Raw genomic sequence first — 21,881 nt, forward strand, 5'->3', positions numbered from 1 at the left:
AGATGTGGGCTGGGTCACGGTCGAGTTGAATGTGGTCGAGAGAGCGGACGAGCGTGCCGTATGGGCGGACGCGCAGGCTGCAGGGGGGTTCGGGTGAGTGCTTCCCGGCGGAGGGGGACCACGGACGAGCCGGTGCCGGACGAGCCGGAGCGGGATGGTTCGGATCTTCTCGCCGCGCTCCTCGACGGGATGGACGCGGCCTTGTGCGCCTTCGACGCGGACGGGGTCGTGACCCACTGGAACCGTGAGGCCGAGCGGATTCTCGGGTGGTCGGCGGCCGAGGCGGTGGGGCGGCGCGGCTTCGCCGGGTGGGCCGTGCGCAGCGCCGACGCGGCCGAGGTCGAGGCGTGGCTGATGTCCGCGATGCAGGCCTCCGGGCGGCAGGTGCACGAGTTCGCGCTGCTGACCAAGGACGGCGGGCGGGTGCTCGTACGGACCCAGTCCGCGGCGGTGCGCGGGCCCGACGGCAAACCCGCGGGTGTGTACTGCGCGTTCAGCGAGGTGCACGCGCAGATCGATCTGGAACGGTCGATCGCGCTCAGCGAGGCCCTTTTCGAGGACGCGAGCTGGGGTGTCGTGCTCGTCGACGCGGACCTGCGGCCCGCCGTCGTCAACGCCCACGCGGCCCGGGCGCTCGGCATCGGGCGTACCGCCGTGCTGGGACGGCCCCTCGGGGACCTGCTCGCACGGGGCGTCGAGGAGCTGGAGAGCGCGCTGACCCATGTGCTCGCCGAAGGGGCGCCGCCGGCGCCCGCCGAGATCTGGGTGAGCGTGCGGACCGCGGACGGCGAGAAGCGGCGGTGCTGGCGGAGCGGGTTCCTGCGGCTGGCCTCACCGCTGGCGGAGGAGCCGGTCCCGCTCGGGGTCGGGTGGCTGTTCCAGGACGTCACCGAGACCAAGCAGAGCGAGCAGGAGGCGGCCCTGCTGCGCTTCCGCTCCAACCAGCTGCACCGAGCCGCGCGGGCGGCCGCCGAGTGCGAGGACCCCGGCGAGGCGGCCACGATCCATCTGGACTTCGCCCTCGCCGGATTCGCCGACCACGCCCTGATCGACCGGGTGGCGGGCGGCTGGGTGGCGGACGGGGCGGGACCGGTACGGCTGGTGCGGGCCGCCGAGACGCCGTCCGGAGCCCCCGGCCCGAGCATGCTCACCGGGAAGGCGGGACTGCCGGTGCGGTACGACGACGGCCATCCCGCCCTGCAGTGCGTGGAGCGCTCCGGGACCGTACGCGCCGACGCGGGCGCCGCCGACCCGGCCCAGACGCGCGCGTGGGCGCTGGCCCGGCAGTGGCCCGCGGACGCGGTGCACGCCCTGTGCGCGGTGCTGCGCAGCCGGGGGCGGACGCTGGGTGTGGTGACATTCCTGCGGGGGGCCGGGCGCAGCCGGTTCGAGCGGGTGGACGCGGTGTACGCGGAGGACGTGGCGGTACGGATCGCCGCGGCGCTGGACCTGTCCGACGTGGTGACCGGGCGGGCCGCGAAGTAGGGCCGTGGGACGCGGCTACGCCTGGCGGTAGAAGATCCGGTCGGCGTACTCCGTCAGTACCCGGGCGTTCCACTCATGACCGCCGTCGACGTTCCCCGACCGCAGCAGGGGCGGTTCGATGCCGCGCTCCGCGAGGACACCGGCCGCCGTGGCCATGACCGCCTGCAGCAGGGCCGTGGTGACGACGGTGGAGGCGGGTGCGAAGGGCGCCGGGATGGTGTCGAGGGTGAGCTCCGCGTCCCCCACCGCGATCTTCGAGTCCAGGACGAGGTCGCAGTGGTCCTTCAGGTACGTGCCGGAGGCGTGCCGGGACTTCGTCTCCGCCGCGTACGCCACCGAGGTCACGCCGATGACCTTGATGCCGCGCGCGCGGGCGGTCATCGCCATCTCCACCGGCAGCTCGTTGCGGCCGGACAGGGAGATGATCACCAGGAGGTCGCCGGAGCGCAGGGGGCTCGTGTCGAGGACCGCGCTCGCCAGGCCGCCGACCCGCTCCAGCGCGGAGCCCAGCGTCGTCGGCATGACGTCCACGCCGACGACTCCCGGCACCGCGAGAAGGTTCATCAGGGCCAGGCCGCCCGCGCGGTAGACCAGGTCCTGCGCGGCCAGCGAGGAGTGCCCGGCACCGAAGGCGAACAGCCGGCCGCCCGCGGCCACGGTGTCCGCGATCAAGGTGCCGGCCGCCGCGATCTCCTCCGCGTCCTCGTCCCGCACGCGCCGCAGCAGCCCGATCGCCGCGTCGAAGAACCGCTCCGCCGACGTGCTCCCGCCCCGCGGCTGCCCACCGCTCGGCCCTGCGCTCATCGGCGACGCCCCTTCGAAGTCGGCCCGTGTCGCGGATCACGTTGCGGTCTGGACCAGCGGGATGTCAATACGGCCCGCCCGGCGCCGGGGCTGCGCGACCCGGGGGATGGTGCGCGGTCGGGGCTCGGCTCGCGGCCCCCCTTGAGGCGCGCCGGGAGCCGTGCCGACGCGCCCCGCAGCCCGTGGTCCACTCGCCGCGCCCCGGTTGTCAGTGGGATGAGTCAGAATTGAATCCAGGGCCAGCGCACACGCCGGTGAGCAGTCGAGCCTCCGGCAGATCTCTTCGAGGGGCACGTATGTCCGGACTGATCGACACCACGGAGATGTATCTCCGCACCATCCTCGAGCTCGAGGAGGAAGGCGTGGTCCCCATGCGCGCCCGGATCGCCGAGCGGCTCGACCAGAGCGGCCCGACCGTCAGCCAGACGGTGGCGCGAATGGAGCGCGACGGCCTGGTGTCGGTCGCCGCCGACCGTCACCTGGAGCTCACGGACGAGGGCCGCCGCCTGGCCACCCGCGTCATGCGCAAGCACCGCCTCGCCGAGTGCCTCCTGGTCGACGTGATCGGGCTGGAGTGGGAGCAGGTGCACGCCGAGGCGTGTCGCTGGGAGCACGTGATGAGCGAGGCGGTCGAGCGCCGCGTCCTGGAGCTGCTGCGCCACCCCACCGAGTCGCCGTACGGAAACCCGATCCCGGGCCTGGAGGAGCTCGGCGAGAAGGAGATGGCGGACCCGTTCCTTGACGAGGGCATGGTCTCGCTGGCCGACCTGGACCCGGGCACGGACGGCAAGACGGTCGTCGTACGCCGTATCGGCGAGCCCATCCAGACGGACGCGCAGCTCATGTACACGCTGCGGCGGGCGGGCGTGCAGCCCGGCTCGGTGGTCAGCGTGACGGAGTCGGCGGGCGGTGTCCTGGTCGGCAGCGGCGGCGAGGCGGCGGAGCTGCAGGCGGACGTGGCGTCCCACGTCTTCGTGGCCAAGCCCTGACACAGGCACCGAGGCCCCACAGGACCTCTTGCCCCCTCTCCGTCCCTCTTGCTCCTCCGTCCAGCCGTGTCCCCCTCACCCCACCCGGCCCTCCACAACTCATGTACGTTCTGGGGCGGTTGTGATGATTCCGCGATCGTACTGCAATCAAGATTCAGTGAGCGGAATCGCAGCGCTCGGACCGTTCGCATGCGAGGCTGTCGCGTGAGGCATATGACCTGAGGGCTCTTGGCCGGAGATGGCAGCGATGTCAACGGCCGGGAAGGGGAGGGAGGATGTGCCCCGGACGCGACCCCGGACCTGGGGAGGGCCCCGGCACCCATCGGCGCCGGGGCCTGTCCTCCCCTGTTTCGACCCGGAGCCCCGAGCTCTCAGGGTCGCCCCCTCGGACCGGTTTTCCCCGAGCGGTCCGCCTCCCGCAGAAGATCTCCCCGCGCAGACGGCGGCCAATCCTCGAGGGAGGTCACTCGAAGGTGGGGTGTTGCCGCGGGAAACGGCGGTTTCGAATAGTCATTCGATAGCGTGGGCGGTGATGATCTCGCCAGGCCGGGCGCTGTACCGATGACGCGTCCGTCACACAGCGAGCACTGGCACCACCGCCCGGCGGCGACACCCGGCGGCGGTGCCCACCGACACCAGCAGAAGCAGCACGACAGCGGAAGTACGACCAGTACGAAAAGCGCGCGGACCGACCGCCCGACGCGGAAGCGAGCGGTCCCGGCCGAGCAGGGGGGTGCCAGGACGATGCGTCGCATCGACGTGACCGGAGCGGGCGGCGTACGCCTCGCCGCATGGGAGTTCGCCGACCCGCCCAAGACCGGCGACGGCGAGCAGACGCCGGGCCTGCTGTTACTGCACGGGCTCATGGGCCGCGCCTCGCACTGGGCGCCCACCGCCCGCCTGCTCGCCGAACGGCACCGCGCCGTCGCTCTGGACCAGCGCGGCCACGGCCAGAGCGACAAGCCCGCCGACGGCTACACCCGTGAGGCCTACATCGACGACGCAGAAGCCGCTCTCGAACAACTCGGCCTCGCCCCGGCCGTCCTCATCGGCCACGCGATGGGCGCCCTGACCGCTTGGCAGCTCGCCGCCAAACGCCCCGACCTGGTACGCGCGCTGATCATCTGCGACATGCGGGCCTCCGCACTCGGCGCCGCCTCCCAGCGCGAATGGGAGAACTGGTTCAAGTCCTGGCCCCTCCCCTTCGCCACACTCGCCGACGTACGCAAGTGGTTCGGAGAGGACGACCCCTGGGTCGAACGCCCGAACCCCGCCCGCGGCGAGTTCTACGTCGAGGTGATGACCGAGTCCCCGGACGGCTGGCGCCCCGTCTTCAAACCAGAGCACATGCTGAGGTCCCGCGAGACCTGGGTGTACGACGCGCACTGGGAGGAACTGGCGCAGGTGCGCTGCCCCACCCTGGTCGTCCGAGGCCTGGACGGCGAACTGGGCCGCGCGGAGGCCCAGGAGATGGTCCGCGTCCTCCCCCACGGCCAGTACGCGGAGGTCCCCGACGCCGACCACTTCCTCCACCACGCCCAGCCGGAGGCATGGCGAGCCGCGATCGAGCCGTTCCTTACCGCCGTGCTGTCTCCCTGAGCGCCACCGGGCCTCTCCGGCCGCCCGGCCGGCATGACGACCAGCGGCTGTCCTCGCCGAGCCGTCCAGGCGGCCGGCCGAGCACAGGCACCTCCCGTACCGGCTGGACGGGAGGTGCCTGTGCTGCTTCCGAAGTCAGGCCCTCGTGCGGCGGCGTAGGACCACGACGCCCAGCGCCCCGGCTCCGGCCAGGAGGAAGGCGCCGGCCGCTGCGGCGATCGTGGACGTCCCGCCGCTTCCGGTCTTGGCCAGCTGCGAGCTCGCCCCGGACGTGCCGGAGGTCGTGCCCGAGGTCGCGGACGGGGCCGCGGTCGAGGTGGACGGCGAGGTGGAGGGGGTCGGTGTCGCGGAGGCGGTCGGGGTCGCGGAGGCGGTCGGGGTGGGCGTGCCCCCGGGGGTGGAGCCGGTGGAGCCCGCCGCGAGCACCGTCAAGGTCGCCTGCCCTCCGCAGAACGTGGTGCCGCGGAACGGTATCGACCCCTCGTTGACGAATGCGCAGGGCTGCAACGTGGCCTTCCCGGTGGGCGCGTCCTTGCGGTAGGTCACCCGGACCTTGGCGGCCGTGCTGCTGTGCGCGGCGAGGGAGGCGTCCTTTCCGATCACGTCGAACCCGTACACCTCGGCCTCGGCGTTCGACGTGACCGGCGTGAGGGTCTTCCAGGTCCCGGAGCGCAGTACCTGCACGGAGGCGTACCTGCTGGTGATCAGCGTGTCCGTGACGTTCTCGTACCTCGACGCGGTGGGGTTGGTCACCGTGGCCTCGAAGCTGACGGCGGGGCCGCCGGCGGTCACGGTGGCGGGGACGCCGGACAGCCCGGTGCTGAGGCCGTCGACCTTGATGGTGTCGTCGTCGCGGTCGGTGGCTGCTCCGGAGGCGCCGTAGGAGACGAAAGTGGTCAGCTTCAGCTGCTGGGTGCCGCCGTTGGTGTCGCCGTCGTGCGGGGTGCCCATGGGCACCCCGATGCGCAGCTGCACGGTGCGGGACTTGCCCGCGGCGAGCGGGAAGGTCTCGGGCATCTCGCCGGAGAACTTGTGGTCGGCGTACGTCAGCGGCACCGTCTTCCACGCCGTGCCGCTGAGCCGGTACTGCAGGCTGACGGCGTTCGGCGGCAGGCCGGCTCCCCCGTCGACCTCGTAGATCAGCCGTGCCGACGAGGTGTCGTACGAGCCGGTGTTGGCGACCTTGGTGGTGAAGGCGACCGGCAGGCCGCCCAGTCCGACCTCCGCGGGCGCGGCGGTGGCGACCGCCAGCATCGGCGGCTGCGATCCGTCCGCGGAAGCGGCCGGCGCGAGGCCGAAGCCCGCGGCGGCCAGCAGCAGGACCGTCCCCGAGACCGCGACCGACGAACGGACCTTGTGTGCAAGCGTGTTCAACGTATTCCCCCGGGTGCGCGTGTCGCGCGGTGTCGCCGCGCTCGGTGACGGCGGGCAGTGTGTCGTCGTCACGCACAGTTGGACCGACCGGCCCGGCAGCCAGTTGCGGGCTGTCGTGTCACAGCTCTGTCACCGGAGGAATCGAGTCTGCTGCCACCGTCAGGCACCTGTCGGAGGCTCAGCCGCTCGCCCTGCTTCAGGTGACCCACGTCACACCTGGCTCCTGTCAGCAATCGGGGCGCCGTCTCGTTCAAGGGGCACGCGAACGAGACAGGAGCATCGCCATGAAGCACCGCATCGTCGTACTCGGCGCCGGATACGCCGGGGCCTTCGCCGCCGGAAACCTGGCCCGCCGGCTCTCCCCCGCCGACACCGAGATCACCGTCGTCAACGCCGTGCCCGACTTCGTCGAGCGGATGCGGCTCCACCAGCTCGCGACCGGCCAGGACCTCACGTTCCGGGGGCTCGCCGACGTATTCGCGGGCACCGGGGTGCGGCTGCGCCTGGCGCGCGTCACCGGCGTCGACCCCGAGCGCAGGACCGTCGCCCTGACCGGCGAGGACGGCGACGGCGAGCTCCCGTACGACACGCTTCTCTATGCGCTCGGCAGCTCCGTGGCCCACCATGGCGTGCCCGGCGTGGCCGAGTACGCCTTCGATGTGACCGGCCGGTCATCGGCGCTGCGCCTGCGCGAGCGCCTGTCCGGCCTGGGCGAGGGCGGCACCGTGCTGGTCGTCGGTGAGGGGCTGACCGGCATAGAGACCGCCACCGAGTTCGCCGAGTCCCGGCCCGACCTCTCGGTCGCGCTCGCCGCCCGCGGCGAGCTGGGCGCCTGGCTCTCCCCGAAGGCCCGCCGCCACCTGCGCCAGGCCTTCGACCGGCTCGGCATCACCGTCCACGAGCACACCGGTATCGAAGCCGTCGAGCCGAAACGGGCGATCGCCGCCGACGGTACGTCCATCCCTGCTGACGTGACCGTGTGGTCGGCCGGGTTCACCGTGCATCCCATCGCGGCCGCCGGCGGCCTGGAGGTCGCCGAGACGGGCCAGATCGTCGTCGACCGCACCATGCGGTCGGTCTCGCACCCGGACGTCTACGCCGCCGGTGACTGCGCCTACGCGATCGGCGACAACGGCCGGCCACTGCCGATGTCGTGCGCCTCGGCCGGCTACACCAACATGCAGGCGACCGCCGCGATCGTCGCACGCCTGACGGGCGGCGAGGTCCCGACCGTCGGGCTGAAGTACCACGGCAACCACATCAGCCTCGGGCGGCGAGACGCGATCTTCCAGATGGTGGATGAGGACGTCCGGTCGAAGTCCTGGTACCTGGGCGGCCGGACCGCCGCGTGGCTCAAGTCGGGCGTGCTCAAGGGAGCCGGGTGGGGCATCGCCCACCCTACCTTCGGCATGCCGAAGCGCCGGCGCCGTCTGGCCACCGCGCCTGACCGGGCCGGTGTGAAGGCCGCCGCATAGGCTCCAGCGCATGGACAGCGCAGCCATCGATCGATTCGAGGCCGGCCGGGGCCGGCTGGCCTCGCTCGCGTACCGTCTGCTCGGCTCGGCGGCCGACGCCGAGGACGCCGTGCAGGACACCTTCCTGCGCTGGCAGGCCGCGGACCGGGAACACATCGAGGTGCCGGAAGCGTGGCTGACCAAGGTCGTCACCAATCTCTGCCTCGACCGGCTCCGCTCGGCGCAGGCGCGCCACGAGCGAGCGGCCGGTGCCTGGCTGCCCGAGCCACTCCTCGAGGGCGACCCGATGCTCGGCCCTGCCGACACCTTCGAGCAGCGCGAATCGGTGTCCTTGGCCGTACTGACCCTCATGGAGCGCCTCTCGCCGGTCGAGCGGGCCGCTTACGTCCTGCGCGAGGCCTTCTCGTACACCCACTCCGAGATCGCGGGGATCCTCGACATCACCGAGTCCGCGAGCCAGCAGCATGTCCACCGGGCCCGACGCCGGGTCGCCGCCGAGCGCCGCGGCGGCGGAGAGGTGGACCCCGCGTCCGCGCGCCGGATCGTCGAGGAGTTCCTCGTCGCCGCCACGTCGGGGCGCACCGAACGACTGGTGGCGATGCTCACCGCCGACGCGACCGCGGTCTCGGACGGATACGGACTGGCCAGGCGGCTGCTGCGGTACACGACGCGCGAGCGCATCGCCTCCTACGTGCGGGCCGGCTTCAAGCCCACTCCGGCGAAGCGGCGGCTGGCCGGCGGCTCCCCCGCGTTCCACATCGCGCTGGTCAACGGCTCCCCGGCCGTCATCGCCGTGGTCGAAGGCCGGGTCGTGGGTGCCGTGGCGTTCGAAGTGAGCGACGGCAAGATCGCGTATCTGCGCGGCATCGCCGCCGCGGACCGGCTCGCGCGCCTCGATGAGGCCTGGCGGCGGCACGAACCCGACGCGCCCGTCATCAGCGCATGGTGAGACGTCTCCCATGGGAACCTGTGGCACCTGCGGCGAGGCGACGCGTACGGCTTCGACACCCGCCCAGAACCCGCGCCGTCAACATCTCGAAAAACCGATTGATTACGTTCCAACCGCTTCTTAGGGTGTGAGGTACACGGAAGGGAGGTGGTTCGGCAGATGTATGACAACCGGACGCGTGAGGTGACTGCGGGCTAGCGGCCCGCCGTCGTACTCAGTTCGGCGCCGGACCAGCGCGTGCGAGATGCGCGCAGCCGGCCAATCCAACGCAGTCACCCGGCCCGCGGGCTCGCCGGTACGTCCGGCCGGCTCCTTCGTCTTCTGGCGGAGGACCTGAGCTCGCGGGTCGTCTGCGTTTCCGGGCACCGGATCAGGGGCTGAGGCGCTCCACCCGCCAGGTGCCGTCCGGTTCCGCGACGTAGCGGAGGCGGTCGTGGAGGCGGTTTTCGCGGCCCTGCCAGAACTCGACCGTCGAGGGTGCGATGCGGAAGCCGCCCCAGTGCGGGGGGACCGGGACCTGGGCGCCCTCGGGGTAGCGGGCGGTGAGTTCCCGGTAGGTGGCGTCGAGTTCGGCGCGGGAGTAGACGACCGAGGACTGGGAGCTGGCCCAGGCGCCGAGTTGGGAGCCGTGGGGGCGGGTGCGGAAGTAGGCGGCTGTCTCCTCGCGGCCGGTGCGGCGGGCGGTGCCGGTGACGATCACCTGGCGGGCCATGGGGTGCCAGGGGAAGAGCAGCGAGACGTAGGGGTTGGCGGCGAGGTCCTGTGCCTTGCGGGAGTCGTAGTTGGTGTAGAAGACGAAGCCCTGTTCGTCGTACTGCTTCATCAGGACGGTCCGGGAGCTGGGGCGTCCTTCGGCGTCGGCGGTGGAGACGACCATCGCGTTCGGTTCGTAGATCATTCCGGCGATGGCGGCCTGGGCTGCTTGTTTGAACCAGCGGGCGAACTGGTCCATGGGGTGGGGTGCGAGGGCGGATTCGTCGAGGCCTTCGGCGCGGTAGTGGGCTCGCATTTCTGCGGGGTTGGCGGACAGGTCCTCGGCGGGACCTTCGGCCGCGTGTTCGACGATGGGTTCGATAACCGGGTCCGTCGTGGATTTGGCGGCAGGGTGAACGGGGTGCTGGGCTGCGGGTTCGTCCGGGTAGCGGTCGGTCACGTCGTCATCTTGCCGTACGTTCCCGGGGCCCTCGGCGGCTTGTGGACGGCGGGCACGGCGAGAGTGCGGTTCATCACTGTGTGGCACTGAGTGCCGCTTGGTCTCCCCAAAGGTGGCACTCGGGGATATCGTGCAGATGCCGTTCGGGTTGGGTGACCGCCGACCGATCGGGGCATCAACCGGGGTGACCGTTTCGGACCGCGAGTTTTCGAGAACGACCGCTACAGACCGTGGAGCCGGGGCGGCGCACCCTTTCCGCCGTACACATCACGAGGAGCCGCCTGATGTCCGATTTCGTACCCGGGCTCGAGGGAGTCGTCGCGTTCGAGACGGAGATCGCCGAGCCGGACAAGGAGGGCGGTGCCCTGCGGTACCGGGGCGTCGACATCGAGGACCTGGTCGGCCATGTCTCGTTCGGGAACGTGTGGGGGCTGCTCGTGGACGGCGCCTTCAACCCCGGACTGCCGCCCGCCGAGCCGTTCCCGATCCCGGTGCACTCCGGCGACATCCGCGTGGACGTGCAGTCCGCGCTGGCCATGCTCGCCCCGGTGTGGGGCCTGAAACCGCTGCTGGACATCGACGTCGAACAGGCCCGCGACGACCTGGCCCGGGCCGCCGTCATGGCGCTGTCGTACGTCGCCCAGTCGGCGCGCGGCCAGGGTCTTCCGATGGTGCCGCAGCGGGAGATCGACAAGGCGCGGTCCGTCGTGGAGCGGTTCATGATCCGCTGGCGGGGCGAGCCGGACCCGAAGCACGTCGCGGCCGTCGACGCCTACTGGACGTCGGCTGCCGAGCACGGCATGAACGCCTCCACCTTCACCGCGCGGGTGATCGCCTCCACGGGCGCGGACGTGGCCGCGGCGCTGTCGGGGGCCGTGGGTGCCATGTCGGGGCCGCTGCACGGCGGTGCGCCCTCCCGGGTCCTCGGCATGATCGAGGAGATCGAGCGCACCGGGGACGCGGAGGCGTACGTGAAGCAGGCCCTGGACCGGGGCGAGCGGCTGATGGGCTTCGGCCACCGGGTGTACCGGGCCGAGGACCCGCGGGCGCGCGTGCTGCGCCGTACCGCCCGTGAGCTGGGCGCGCCGCGTTTCGAGATCGCGGAGGCGCTGGAGAAGGCGGCTCTGGAGGAGCTGCACAACCGCCGTCCGGACCGTGTCCTCGCCACGAACGTGGAGTTCTGGGCGGCGATCGTGCTGGACTTCGCCGAGGTGCCGGCGCACATGTTCACGTCGATGTTCACGTGTGCCCGTACGGCCGGCTGGTCGGCGCACATCCTGGAGCAGAAGCGCACGGGCCGCCTGGTGCGTCCGTCGGCCCGCTATGTGGGTCCGGGGTCGCGCAGCCCGCAGGAGATCGAGGGGTACGCGGACATCGCGCACTGACGGCGAGCGGCCCGGAACCTCCCGCGCTGACGGCGAGCGGCCCGGAACCTCCCGCACTGACGACGGCGCGGCCCGCGACCTCCCGCACTGACGACGGCGCGGCCCGGAACCTCCCGCACTGACGACGGCGCGGCCCGGAACCTCCCGCACTGACGACGGCGCGGCCTGGGCTGTCCTCAGCCCAGCGTCTCCTCCAGCAGCGCCGCCCACTGCGCCACCACCCGTTCGCGGCGGGCGGCGTCGTCGGTGAGGAGGTTCGCGAGGCCCAGGCCGCGGGCCATGTCCAGCAGGCCCTGGACCGTTTCACGGACGCCCGGCCTCCGCTCGTCGGCGCGGAGCAGGTCGACGGCGATGCGGTGGGTCTCGCGGCCGACGCGGGCCTCCAGCTCGGTCACACGGGGGCGCAGCTGCTCCTCGTTCGAGGCGGCGACCCACAGGTGCAGGGCCGCCCGGAACAGCGGCCCGGTGTAGAGGTCGACGAGGGCCGCGACCACCGCTCGGCGGTCGGCGGCCCCGTGCGGGAACAGGGCCCTCAGCGCGGTGGAGCGCTCCTCGGCGACGTACTCGACGGCCGCCGTGAACAGGTCCTCCCGGGTCGGGAAGTGGTGCTGGGCGGCGCCCCGGGAGACGCCGGCGCGTTCGGCGACGACCAGGACGGTGGAGCCGGCCCACCCGTGGTCGGCGAGGCATGCCACGGCGGCCTGGAGGAGCCGTTGCCGGGTGGCCCGGCTGCGGTCCTGCTTGGGCACGCGCTCGCGTTCGACTGTGTTCACACCACCCATTGGGGGTCCCGTCGTTCCAGGAAGGCCGTCATTCCCTCGCGGGCCTGCGGGGAGGAGAACAGCCGGGCCGAGAGCGCGGTCAGGTCGGCCGCGTCCCGGTCGAAGGTCTGCAGCACAGTAGCGGTGAGGAGTCGTTTGGTCTCCGCCAGGGCCTGGGGTGCGGCCCGCCGCAGTCCGTCGAGCATGGGTTCGAGCACTTGGTCGACGTCGTCGCCGGCGGCGGTGAGCAGGCCGGTGCGTACGGCTTCGGGGGCGTCGAAGCGTTCGCCGGTGAGGTAGTGGCGGGTGAGGGCGCGGGGGTCGGTACGCGGCAGCAGGGGCAGGGAGATCACGGCGGGGGCGACCCCGATGCGCACCTCGGTGAAGGCGAAGGTCGCCGCGGTGGACGCGGCGGCGATGTCGCAGGCGCCCAGCAGGCCGAGGCCGCCCGCCCGTACGTGCCCGGTCACCCGGGCGACGACGGGTCGGGACAGCTCGACGATCTGCCGCAGCAGCCCGACCAGGGCCTCCGGGGGCGGTGGGTCGCGCAGGTCGGCGCCCGCGCAGAAGGTGGTGCCGGTGTGGGTGAGGACGACGGCGCGTACGTCGCGGTCCTTGCCGCAGGCGGTGAGCGCGTCGGCCAGGCCGCCGACGAGTGCGGCCGACAGGGCGTTGCGGTTGCCGGGCGAGTCGAGGGTGAGGGTGCTGATGCCGCGGTCGTGGGCGGTGCGGACGAGGTCGGTCATATCCGCTCCCTGAGCTGCCGGCGGAGGATCTTCCCGGAGGCGGCACGGGGCACGCCGTCGATGAAGGTGACGTTGCGGACGCGTTTGTAGGGGGCGACGCGTTCGGCGACGTACATCATGACCTCGCCCTCTGAGAGGTCGTCAGCGCCCGCCCGGCGGACGACGAAGGCGTGGGGGACCTCGTTGTGGTCGTCGTTGTAGACGCCGATGACGGCGGCGTCCGCGATGCGGGGGTGGGTGAGGAGGAGGGCTTCGAGTTCGGCGGGGGCCACCTGGAAGCCCTTGTACTTGATGAGTTCCTTCACGCGGTCGACGACGAACAGCCAGCCGTCGGCGTCGACGTACCCGACGTCCCCGGTGTGCAGCCAGCCGTCGCGGTCGATCATCGCGTCGGTGGCTTCGGGCCGCCCCAGGTAGCCCTTCATCACCTGGGGGCCGCGGAAGGCGATCTCGCCGGCCTCGCCGACGCCGAGGTCCTTGTCGGGGTCGTCGAGGGACAGGACGCGCATCTCGGTGCCGGGGACCAGTTTGCCGACGGTGCCGGGGGGCGCGTCGCGGGCGTCGAGGGGGACGACGTGGGTGCACGGGGACAGTTCCGTCATGCCGTACCCCTGGCCGATGGGCGGCAGGCCGAGGCGCTCGGCGCAGGCCACGGCGAGCTTGGCGTCCAGGGGCGCCGCGGCGCTGATGATGTACTTCAGCGACGACAGGTCGTACTGGGCGACGACCGGGTGCTTGGCGAGGGCGAGCACGATCGGCGGGGCCACGTACAGGCCGGTGATGCGATGGTCCTGGATGGCCGCGAGGAAGGAGTCCAGGTCGAAGCGGGGCAGCACGACGACGGTGGCGCCCTGCCGCAGGGGGGCGTTCATGAGAGCCGTCATGCCGTAGATGTGGAAGAAGGGCAGCACGGCGAGGATGCGCTCGCCGGGCCCCGTGCCTATGAGAGGCCGGATCTGGGCGAGGTTGGTGGCGATCTGGCGGTGGGTGAGCATGACGCCCTTGGGGATGCCGGTCGTCCCGGACGAGTACGGGAGCGCGGCGATGTCCTGCACCGGGTCGATGACGACCTGGGGCTCCGGCGCGGCGGAGGCCAGCATGTCGATCAGCGACCGGTGGCCGGGCGCGCTGTCGCAGACGAGGATCTCCTCGACGCCGCCCGAGAGTTCGGCGGCGCGGCGGGCCGTCTGAAGGAGCGGTGAGACGGTGATGATCCAGCGGGCCGCGGAGTCCCGCAACTGCTTGGCGAACTCCTCGGCCGTGGCCTGCGGGTGCACGGTGGTGACGGAGGCACCGGCGCGCGTGGCCGCGTAGAACGCGAGCGGGAAGGCGATCGTGTTCGGGCTGTGCAGCGCGAGCACGTCGCCCTTGCGCACACCCGCCTCGGCGAGCGCGGCCGCGATCCGCCGGTGGAAACGGTCCAGTTGTTCGTAGGTGAGGGTGGTGCCGTCCGTGCCGTCGATCAGCGCGGGCAGCTCGCCGAACTCGGCGGCCCGGCCCAGCACGGCGTCGTGGATGGGGAGTTCGACGGGCGGGACGTCTGCGTACTCGCTGCGGAACACTGTTCCTCCTCGCGCCGGCGCGCCGGCCGTCAGTACGACTTGGGCAGGCCCAGACTCTGGTGGGAGACGTAGTTGAGAATCATCTCCCGGCTCACCGGTGCGATACGAGACACGCGCGCGACCGTGATGAGGGAGGCGAGCCCGAACTCGCGGGTGAGGCCGTTGCCGCCGAGGGTGTGCACGGCCTGGTCGACGGCCTTCACACAGGCCTCCCCGGCCGCGTACTTGGCCATGTTGGCGGCCTCCCCGGCGGCCGTGTCGTCCCCGGAGTCGTAGAGGAAGGCGGCCTTCTGCATCATCAGGCGGGCCAGTTCCAGGTCGATGTGCGCCTGCGCCAGAGGGTGCGCGATCGCCTGGTGGGCGCCGATGGGCTGCCGCCAGACGGTACGGTCGCGCGCGTACTCCACGGCACGGGAGACCGCGTAGCGGCCGAGGCCGATCGCGAAGGCGGCCGTCATGATGCGTTCGGGGTTGAGGCCGGCGAAGAGCTGGAGGAGCCCGGCGTCCTCGTCGCCGACGAGGGCGTCGGCGGGCAGCCGTACGTCGTCCAGGGTCAGCTCGAACTGCTTCTCCCGGCCGGTGAGTTCCATGTCGATCTGCCGCCGCTCGAACCCGGGCGCGTCGCGGGGGACGATGAACAGGCAGGGCTTGAGGTTTCCGGTGCGGGCGTCCTCGGTGCGGCCGACGATGAGGGTCGCGTCCGCGATGTCGACGCCGGAGATGAACACCTTGCGGCCGTTCAGGATCCAGTCGTCGCCGTCGCGGCGGGCGGTGGTGGTGATGCGGTGGGAGTTGGAGCCGGCGTCGGGTTCGGTGATGCCGAAGGCCATGATGCGAGTGCCCTCGGCGATTCCAGGGAGCCAGGTCTGTTTCTGTTCCTCGGTGCCGAAGCGGGCTATGACCGTGCCGCAGATGGCGGGTGAGACGACGAGCATGAGCAGGGGGCAGCCGGCTGCGCCCAGCTCTTCGAGGACGATGGAGAGGTCGGCTATGCCGCCGCCTCCGCCACCGTGTGCCTCCGGCAGGTTGACGCCGAGGTAGCCGAGCTTGGCGGCTTCCGACCAGAGTTCGACGGGGTCGTGGTTGCGGCCGTGGCGGGTGCCGAGGGTGGCTACCGCTGCGCGGAGGGCTTTTTGTTCTTCGGATTCGATGAGGGGGCTCATTGTTGTCTCCCGGGTGCGGGTCCGTTTTGGTTGCTCGCGCTCACGCGGCGGTGGCCGCATATCGATACAGCCCCGCGCCCCTGACGGGGCGCTTCCCTACTCGGTGCTTTGAACCACTGCCAACAGAGCCCCAACCTCGACCTGCTGGCCAAGAGCGGCGTGCAGGGCCGTGACCGTCCCTGTGGCCGGGGCTGTGATCTTGTGTTCCATCTTCATCGCCTCCAGCCAGAGCAGGGGCTGCCCGGCCTGTACCGTCGCGCCGGCCGTCAGCCCCTCCGCGATCCGTACGACCGTGCCGGGCATCGGGGCCAGCAGGGAGCCCGGGGCATGGGCCGCCGTGGGTTCGTTGAAGCGGGGCAGGGCCGCCAGGGCCGTCGAGCCGACGTACACCTCGTCGCCGTAGCGGGCCACCGGGAACCTCCTGCGTACGCCGTCCACCTCGAGGATCACCAGGTGCGCGTCGGCGTGCACCACCCGCGCCCCGTCCGCCGCCAGGCCCCCGCGCGTGTGCCGGTAGTGGACCTCGTGCTCCTCGCCCGCCATGCGGTACCGCTTGGTCTGCGGCTGCGACGGCAGATTGCGCCAGCCGCCGAACCGTGAGCGGCCGTGGGCGTCCGCGAGCGCGGCGGCCAGGGGGGCGTACGGGTCGGGGGCGGACTCGGTGAGGACGGCGAGGTGGCGGTCGTAGAAGCCGGTGTCCATCCGCGCCGCCGTGAACTCCTCGTGGCGCAGGGAGCGGACCAGCAGGTCCCGGTTCGTCACCGGACCGTGGACCTCGGCGCGCTCCAGGGCACCCGCCAGCTTCCGGATCGCCTCCGCGCGGGTGGGGGCGTGGGCGACGGCCTTGGCGAGCATGGGGTCGTAGTGGACGCCGATGGTGTCGCCGTCCGTGTATCCCGTGTCGAGGCGTACCCCGGGTACGGCCATGCGGTGGAGGGTGCCGGTCTGCGGGGCCCAGTCCCGGGCCGGGTCCTCGGCGTAGAGGCGGGCCTCGATCGCGTGCCCGCGCACGCGTGGCGGCTCGTCGTCCAGTGCCGCGCCTTCCGCGACCCGGATCTGCAGGGCCACCAGGTCGATCCCGAACACCGCCTCGGTGACCGGGTGTTCCACCTGGAGACGGGTGTTCATCTCCAGGAAGTGCGCCCTGTCCCCGGCGACCAGGAACTCGACCGTGCCCGCGCCCACATAGTCGACGGCACGGGCGGCCCGTACGGCCATCGAGCGCAGGGCTTCCTCGAGTTCGGGGGCCAGTCCGGGGGCGGGGGCCTCCTCGATCACCTTCTGGTGGCGGCGCTGGAGGGAGCAGTCCCGGGTGCCGAGCGCCCACACCGTGCCGTGGGCGTCGGCGAGGATCTGCACCTCGACGTGGCGTCCGCCCTCGACGTACGGCTCGATGAACACCTCGTCGTCGCCGAAGGCGCCGCGTGCCTCCGCACGTGCGGCCGTCAGTTCGGCGTCCAGGTCGGCCAGTCGCCGTACGATCCGCATGCCGCGTCCGCCGCCGCCCGCCGCCGCCTTCACCAGGACCGGCAGGTCGGCCTCCGTCACGGAGGTGAGCGGTTCGAGGCCCATCAGCTTCTTCGCGCGTGTCTTGGACGCCATCGCCTCGATCGCCTCCGGCGGCGGCCCGATCCACACCAGGCCCGCGTCCCGCACGGCGCGCGCGAAGTCGGCGTTCTCGGAGAGGAAGCCGTAGCCGGGGTGCACGGCGTCGGCGCCGGACGCGAGGGCGGCCTCGACGATCAGGTCGCCACGCAGATAGGTGTCGGCGGGTGCCGCGCCGGGAAGGCGTACGGCCGCGTCGGTCACGCGCGCGTGGAGCGCGTTCTCGTCGGCGTCCGAGTGCACGGCGACCGTACGGATGCCCAGGTCGCGGCAGGTGCGGGCGATACGGCAGGCGATCTCGCCGCGGTTCGCCACCAGGACGGAAGTGATCACGGGCCTCGAGGGCATCGGGGGCATCAGGGCCTCACATCCGGAAGACGCCGAACCCGCCACGCGCGCCCTGGTAGGGCGCGGTGTGGATCGCGGACAGGCACAGGCCGAGGACGGTGCGGGTGTCGCGCGGGTCGATGACCCCGTCGTCGTACAGCCGCCCGGAGAGGAACATCGGCAGGGACTCGGACTCGATCTGCTGCTCCACCATGGCGCGCAGGGCGGCGTCGGCGTCCTCGTCGTACGGCTGCCCCTTGGCCGCCGCCGACTGCCGGGCGACGATCGACAGGACGCCCGCGAGCTGCTGGGGGCCCATGACCGCCGACTTGGCGCTGGGCCAGGCGAACAGGAAGCGCGGGTCGTAGGCCCGTCCGCACATGCCGTAGTGCCCGGCGCCGTACGAGGCGCCCATCAGGACCGACAGGTGCGGCACCGTCGAATTGCTGACGGCGTTGATCATCATCGCGCCGTGTTTGATGATGCCGCCCTGCTCGTACTCCCTGCCGACCATGTAGCCGGTGGTGTTGTGCAGGAAGAGGAGCGGGATGTCGCGCTGGTTGGCGAGCTGGATGAACTGGGCCGCTTTCTGGGACTCCTCGCTGAACAGCACCCCCTGGGCGTTCGCCAGGATGCCGATCGGGTAGCCGTGCAGGGCGGCCCATCCGGTGCACAGGCTGGTCCCGTACAGCGGTTTGAACTCGTCGAAGTCGGAGGCGTCGACGATGCGGGCGATGACCTCGCGCGGGTCGAAGGGCACCTTCAGGTCGCCGGGCACGACCCCGAGGAGTTCCTCCTGGTCGTACTTCGGAGGGGCCGCCGGGCCCGGGTCGGCGTACGCCTTGCGGTGGTTCAGGCGGGCGACCACACGACGGGCCTGCCGGATAGCGTCCTGCTCGTCGACCGCGTAGTGGTCGGCGAGGCCCGACACACGCGCGTGCATCTCGGCGCCGCCCAGGGACTCGTCGTCACTCTCCTCGCCGGTGGCCATCTTCACCAGCGGCGGCCCGCCGAGGAACACCTTGGCGCGCTCCTTGACCATGATCACGTGGTCGGACATGCCGGGGATGTACGCGCCCCCGGCCGTGGAGTTGCCGAAGACGACCGCGAGGGTCGGGATGCCGGCGGCGGACAGGCGGGTCAGGTCCCGGAAGACGGCGCCCCCGGGGATGAAGATCTCCTTCTGGGACGGCAGGTCGGCGCCCCCCGACTCCACGAGGCTGATGCAGGGCAGCCGGTTGGCGAGCGCGATGTCGTTGGCGCGCAGGGCCTTCTTCAGGCTCCACGGGTTGCTGGCGCCGCCCCGCACGGTGGGGTCGTTGGCGGTGATCAGGCACTCGACGCCCTCGACCACCCCGATGCCGGTGACGAGGGAGGCGCCGACCGTGTAGTCGCTGCCCCAGGCGGCCAGCGGGGACAGTTCGAGGAACGGTGTGTCGGGGTCGAGGAGGAGTTCGATCCGCTCACGGGCGAGCAGCTTGCCGCGTGCGCGGTGGCGGGCGACGTACTTCTCGCCGCCGCCCGCCAGCGCCTTGGCGTGCTCGGCGTCCAGCTCGGCGAGTTTGGCGAGCATGGCGTCGCGGTGGGCGAGGTGGTCGGGGCTTCGGGGGTCCAGCGCCGACGACAGGACGGTCACAGAAGGGCCTCCGGTATCTCCAGGTGGCGGGCGCGCAGCCATTCGCCGAGGCCCTTGGCCTGCGGGTCGAACCGGTGCCGCGCGGCGACGCCCTCGCCGAGGATGCCCTCGACGACGAAGTTCAGGGCGCGCAGGCCGGGCAGGACGTGGCGTACGACGGGCAGGTTGGCCGTCTCCGGGAGCAGTGCGCGGAAGCGGTCGACGGTGAGGGCGTGGGCGAGCCAGCGCCAGGCTTCGTCGGTGCGGACCCAGACTCCGACGTTGGCGCTGCCGCCCTTGTCGCCGCTGCGGGCTCCTGCCACGAGACCGAGGGGTGCGCGGCGGGTGGGTCCCGGGGGCAGCGGCTCGGGCAGGGGCGGTTCCGGCACGTCGTCGAGTACGCGGGTGTTCTGGGCCGACGGCACGGGGATACGGCGGCCGTCGTGGAGGACCGCCACATGGTCTACGGCACCACGGTCGACGGTGGCCGACTCGAAGACTCCATACGGTTCGCCCTTCCCCGGTGGGGCGACCACATGGAAGCCGGGGTAGCTGGCGAGCGCCAGTTCGACGGCGGCGCCGGTGAGCGCACGGCCCACGGCCTCCTGGACCGGGTCCCGTACGACGAGCCGCAGCAGGGCGCTCGCGGTCTCCTCGGTGGGCGCGTCCGGGTGATCGGTGCGGGCCAGCTCCCAGCGCACCTCGGCGATGGGGGTCCCCCCTGCTCGAGCGGAGCCGAGAGCTTGAGGGAGGGATTTGGCCGCGTCCAGGGCCGCCTCCATCTGCGCCCTCACGAGCGCGGCCTTGGCCTCGATGTCGAGCCCGGTCAGCACGAAGGTGACCTCGTTGCGGAAGCCGCCGAGCCTGCTGAGGCCGACCTTCAGGGTGGGCGGCGGTGCCTCCCCCCGCACGCCGTCGATCCGCACCCGGTCGGGCCCCTCCTGGGTGAGCCGGACGGTGTCCAACCGGGCGGTGACGTCGGGGCCCGCGTACCGGGCGCCGGCCGTCTCGTACAGCAGCTGTGCGGTGACCGTGCCGACGTCCACGACGCCGCCGGTGCCGTCGTGCTTGGTGATGACGCTGCTGCCGTCCTCGTGCAGTTCGGCGAGCGGGAAGCCGGGCCGGTGCAGCCGCTCGGGCGGATGGTCGGCGAAGAAGGCGTAGTTGCCGCCGGTGGCCTGCGCCCCGCACTCCAGGACGTGCCCGGCGACGACCGCGCCCGCCAGCCGGTCGTACTCCTCGGGCCCCCACCCGAAGTGGGCGACGGCAGGCCCGGTGACCAGCGCCGCATCCGTCACGCGCCCGGTGACCACGACGTCGGCGCCCTCGCGCAGACACGCGGCGATCCCGTGCCCGCCGAGGTAGGCGTGGGCGGTGAGGGCGCCGGTGGGGGTCCCCCCTGGTCTAGCGAAGTCGAGACCTTGGGGGAGGGACGCGGTGAGGTCGTCGCCCTCGACGTGCGCCACCCGGACGGGTATGCCGAGACGCCCCGCCAACTCCCGTACCCGCTCGGCGAGACCGGCCGGGTCGAGGCCGCCCGCGTTGGCCACGATCCGCACGCCCCGCTCGTGGGCGAGGCCGAGGCACTCCTCCAACTGACCGAGGAACGTGCGCGCGTAGCCGCCGCCGGGGTTCTTCAGGCGGTCGCGGCCGAGTATCAGCATGGTCAGCTCGGCGAGGTAGTCGCCGGTGACGACGTCGAGGGGGCCGCCGGTGAGCATCTCGCGCAGGGCGTCGAAACGGTCGCCGTAGAAGCCGGAGGCGTTGCCTATGCGCAGGGCAGGCGGGGTCGTCACCGGGAGGCTCCCTTCGCCGGGCGTCCGCTGCCCGGTGGGCCCGCGAAGGCCTGCGCGATGTCCAGCCAGTGGTCGGCGTCCGGGCCCTCGGCGCGCAGGGCGAGGTCGGCGCGGTGGGCGCGTTGGGTGACCAGGAGGCAGAAGTCGAGGGCGGGTCCGGTGACGCGCTGCGGGGCGTCTTCGGGGCCGTACGTCCACACGTCCCCGTTCGGAGCGAGGAGTTCGACGTGGAACGGGTCGGCGGGAGCGGGCAGTCCGTGGACCGCGTAGGAGAAGTCGCGGGTGCGGAATCCGAGCCGGGCGATGTGCCGGAGCCGGGCCGTGGGCGCGGGCGCCACACCGAGCGCGTCCGCCACGTCCAGGCCGTGGGCCCAGGTCTCCATCAGGCGGGCGGTGGCCATGGAGGCGGTCGACATGGGCGGCCCGTACCAGGGGAAGCGGGCGCCGCGCGGTGCCTGGCGCAGGGCCCGGTCGAGCGCGGCGCGGCCCTCGCGCCACCGGGCGAGCAGTTCGGCGGGCGGGCGCCCGGCTTCCTCGCGTGCGGCCTCGTCGACCCAGGTGCCGGGCGACGCGAGGGCCTTCTCGACCTCCGTCGCGAAGGCCTCCGGGTCCGTGACGGCCAGCAGGGCGGCGCGGTCGGTCCAGGCGAGGTGCGCGATCTGGTGGGCGATGGTCCAGCCCTCGGCGGGGGTGTCCAACGCCCAGCCGTCCTCCCCCGACTCGGCCACCAGTCGGTCGAGTTCCTCGCTCTCCCGGCCCAGGTCGTCGATCACGGACGATACGTCGGACACGATGCGCTCCCCTCGGGGCACGACGGTGTGCGTGGGGAGCATGGCAGCGGGCGGAGAAACAAGCAAGCGTGCTTGCATGGATCGTCGACGCTCAGGGGGCTCACAGGCAGGGGCCTCGGGAACAACCAACGCTCAGCTTCCGTGACCGACTGCCAGCAATTCCCAAGGTTTTCACAGCCCCCGTTTGCAGTTCCTTGCCGTTTTGCGGTCCCGGGCCGTGTAAGTTCTTCCGTGTCGGGCGGCGAAGGAATTCCCGGGACAAGCGATCCGGAATTCCCGCTCCGTCCGCCGAGAATTCTCGC

Annotated in this window: 17 protein-coding genes; 6 read left to right on the forward strand and 11 right to left on the reverse strand. The window is 72.2% G+C overall.

Annotated elements, in window-relative coordinates:
* Positions 1-93: 93 nt before the first annotated feature.
* Entirely contained in the window at positions 94-1,485 is a 1,392-nt protein-coding gene (locus tag N8I84_RS18520; protein WP_263230580.1) for a PAS domain-containing protein, read from the forward strand.
* A 15-nt stretch (positions 1,486-1,500) separates the two neighbouring features.
* Here the strand turns inward: N8I84_RS18520 and N8I84_RS18525 are convergent, their stop codons facing one another.
* Positions 1,501-2,289 (reverse strand): SIS domain-containing protein, encoded by a 789-nt coding sequence (locus tag N8I84_RS18525; protein ID WP_263230581.1) that lies wholly within the window; start codon positions 2,287-2,289, stop codon positions 1,501-1,503.
* 296 nt (positions 2,290-2,585) lie between these two features.
* Between N8I84_RS18525 and N8I84_RS18530 the strand changes: the two genes are divergently transcribed.
* The gene (locus N8I84_RS18530; RefSeq protein ID WP_263230582.1) at positions 2,586-3,278 is read left to right on the forward strand and encodes a metal-dependent transcriptional regulator; all 693 of its coding nucleotides are present in this window, start codon (positions 2,586-2,588) and stop codon (positions 3,276-3,278) included.
* 744 nt (positions 3,279-4,022) lie between these two features.
* A complete protein-coding gene (locus N8I84_RS18535; RefSeq protein ID WP_263230583.1) occupies positions 4,023-4,877 on the forward strand; it encodes an alpha/beta fold hydrolase in 855 nt (284 codons plus the stop codon).
* A 135-nt stretch (positions 4,878-5,012) separates the two neighbouring features.
* Here N8I84_RS18535 and N8I84_RS18540 read toward each other — a convergent pair whose 3' ends face one another.
* Positions 5,013-6,251 (reverse strand): hypothetical protein, encoded by a 1,239-nt coding sequence (locus N8I84_RS18540; RefSeq protein ID WP_263230584.1) that lies wholly within the window; start codon positions 6,249-6,251, stop codon positions 5,013-5,015.
* A 284-nt stretch (positions 6,252-6,535) separates the two neighbouring features.
* On the opposite strand from N8I84_RS18540, the gene N8I84_RS18545 reads away from it, so the two are divergent.
* Together N8I84_RS18545 and N8I84_RS18550 are read left to right on the forward strand one after the other, a co-directional pair.
* Positions 6,536-7,726, forward strand: coding sequence for an NAD(P)/FAD-dependent oxidoreductase (locus N8I84_RS18545; RefSeq protein ID WP_263230585.1), 1,191 nt, complete (start codon positions 6,536-6,538; stop codon positions 7,724-7,726).
* Positions 7,727-7,736: 10 nt separating this feature from the next.
* Positions 7,737-8,675, forward strand: a complete 939-nt coding sequence (locus N8I84_RS18550; protein WP_263230586.1) for a sigma-70 family RNA polymerase sigma factor — start codon at positions 7,737-7,739, stop codon at positions 8,673-8,675.
* Positions 8,676-9,045: 370 nt separating this feature from the next.
* Here N8I84_RS18550 and pdxH read toward each other — a convergent pair whose 3' ends face one another.
* Positions 9,046-9,684, reverse strand: a complete 639-nt coding sequence (gene pdxH, locus N8I84_RS18555) for a pyridoxamine 5'-phosphate oxidase (protein ID WP_263234803.1) — start codon at positions 9,682-9,684, stop codon at positions 9,046-9,048.
* Positions 9,685-10,112: 428 nt separating this feature from the next.
* Between pdxH and N8I84_RS18560 the strand changes: the two genes are divergently transcribed.
* Positions 10,113-11,213 carry a citrate synthase 2 gene (locus N8I84_RS18560; protein ID WP_263230587.1) on the forward strand — a complete coding sequence of 367 codons (1,101 nt, stop codon included), beginning with the start codon at positions 10,113-10,115 and terminating at the stop codon, positions 11,211-11,213.
* Positions 11,214-11,389: 176 nt separating this feature from the next.
* On the opposite strand, the gene N8I84_RS18565 is transcribed toward N8I84_RS18560, so the two are convergent.
* The 8 genes from N8I84_RS18565 to N8I84_RS18600 all read right to left on the reverse strand — a co-directional run bounded on the left by N8I84_RS18565 (position 11,390) and on the right by N8I84_RS18600 (position 21,579).
* Positions 11,390-11,995, reverse strand: coding sequence for a TetR/AcrR family transcriptional regulator (locus N8I84_RS18565; protein ID WP_263230588.1), 606 nt, complete (start codon positions 11,993-11,995; stop codon positions 11,390-11,392).
* Positions 11,983-12,720, reverse strand: coding sequence for an enoyl-CoA hydratase family protein (locus N8I84_RS18570; RefSeq protein ID WP_263230589.1), 738 nt, complete (start codon positions 12,718-12,720; stop codon positions 11,983-11,985). Before N8I84_RS18570 ends, N8I84_RS18565 begins: the two co-directional genes overlap by 13 nt.
* The gene (locus tag N8I84_RS18575) at positions 12,717-14,282 is read right to left on the reverse strand and encodes a 4-coumarate--CoA ligase family protein (protein WP_263230590.1); all 1,566 of its coding nucleotides are present in this window, start codon (positions 14,280-14,282) and stop codon (positions 12,717-12,719) included. The genes N8I84_RS18570 and N8I84_RS18575 overlap by 4 nt, the downstream gene beginning before the upstream one ends.
* A gap of 29 nt (positions 14,283-14,311) precedes the next feature.
* Positions 14,312-15,445, reverse strand: coding sequence for an acyl-CoA dehydrogenase family protein (locus tag N8I84_RS18580; RefSeq protein ID WP_263230591.1), 1,134 nt, complete (start codon positions 15,443-15,445; stop codon positions 14,312-14,314).
* A 96-nt stretch (positions 15,446-15,541) separates the two neighbouring features.
* Complete coding sequence (locus N8I84_RS18585; protein ID WP_263230592.1) at positions 15,542-17,383, reverse strand: acetyl/propionyl/methylcrotonyl-CoA carboxylase subunit alpha; 1,842 nt, start codon at positions 17,381-17,383, stop codon at positions 15,542-15,544.
* 31 nt (positions 17,384-17,414) lie between these two features.
* On the reverse strand, positions 17,415-19,013 hold the full coding sequence (locus tag N8I84_RS18590; RefSeq protein ID WP_263230593.1) for an acyl-CoA carboxylase subunit beta: 1,599 nt from the start codon (positions 19,011-19,013) through the stop codon (positions 17,415-17,417).
* Positions 19,010-20,788: an acyclic terpene utilization AtuA family protein gene (locus tag N8I84_RS18595; RefSeq protein ID WP_263230594.1), complete on the reverse strand. Its 1,779-nt coding sequence runs from the start codon at positions 20,786-20,788 to the stop codon at positions 19,010-19,012. The genes N8I84_RS18590 and N8I84_RS18595 overlap by 4 nt, the downstream gene beginning before the upstream one ends.
* On the reverse strand, positions 20,785-21,579 hold the full coding sequence (locus N8I84_RS18600) for a TIGR03084 family metal-binding protein (protein WP_263230595.1): 795 nt from the start codon (positions 21,577-21,579) through the stop codon (positions 20,785-20,787). Before N8I84_RS18600 ends, N8I84_RS18595 begins: the two co-directional genes overlap by 4 nt.
* Between the last annotated feature and the right edge of the window lie 302 nt (positions 21,580-21,881).

This window comes from Streptomyces cynarae (assembly GCF_025642135.1).
Lineage (GTDB): Bacteria > Actinomycetota > Actinomycetes > Streptomycetales > Streptomycetaceae > Streptomyces > Streptomyces cynarae.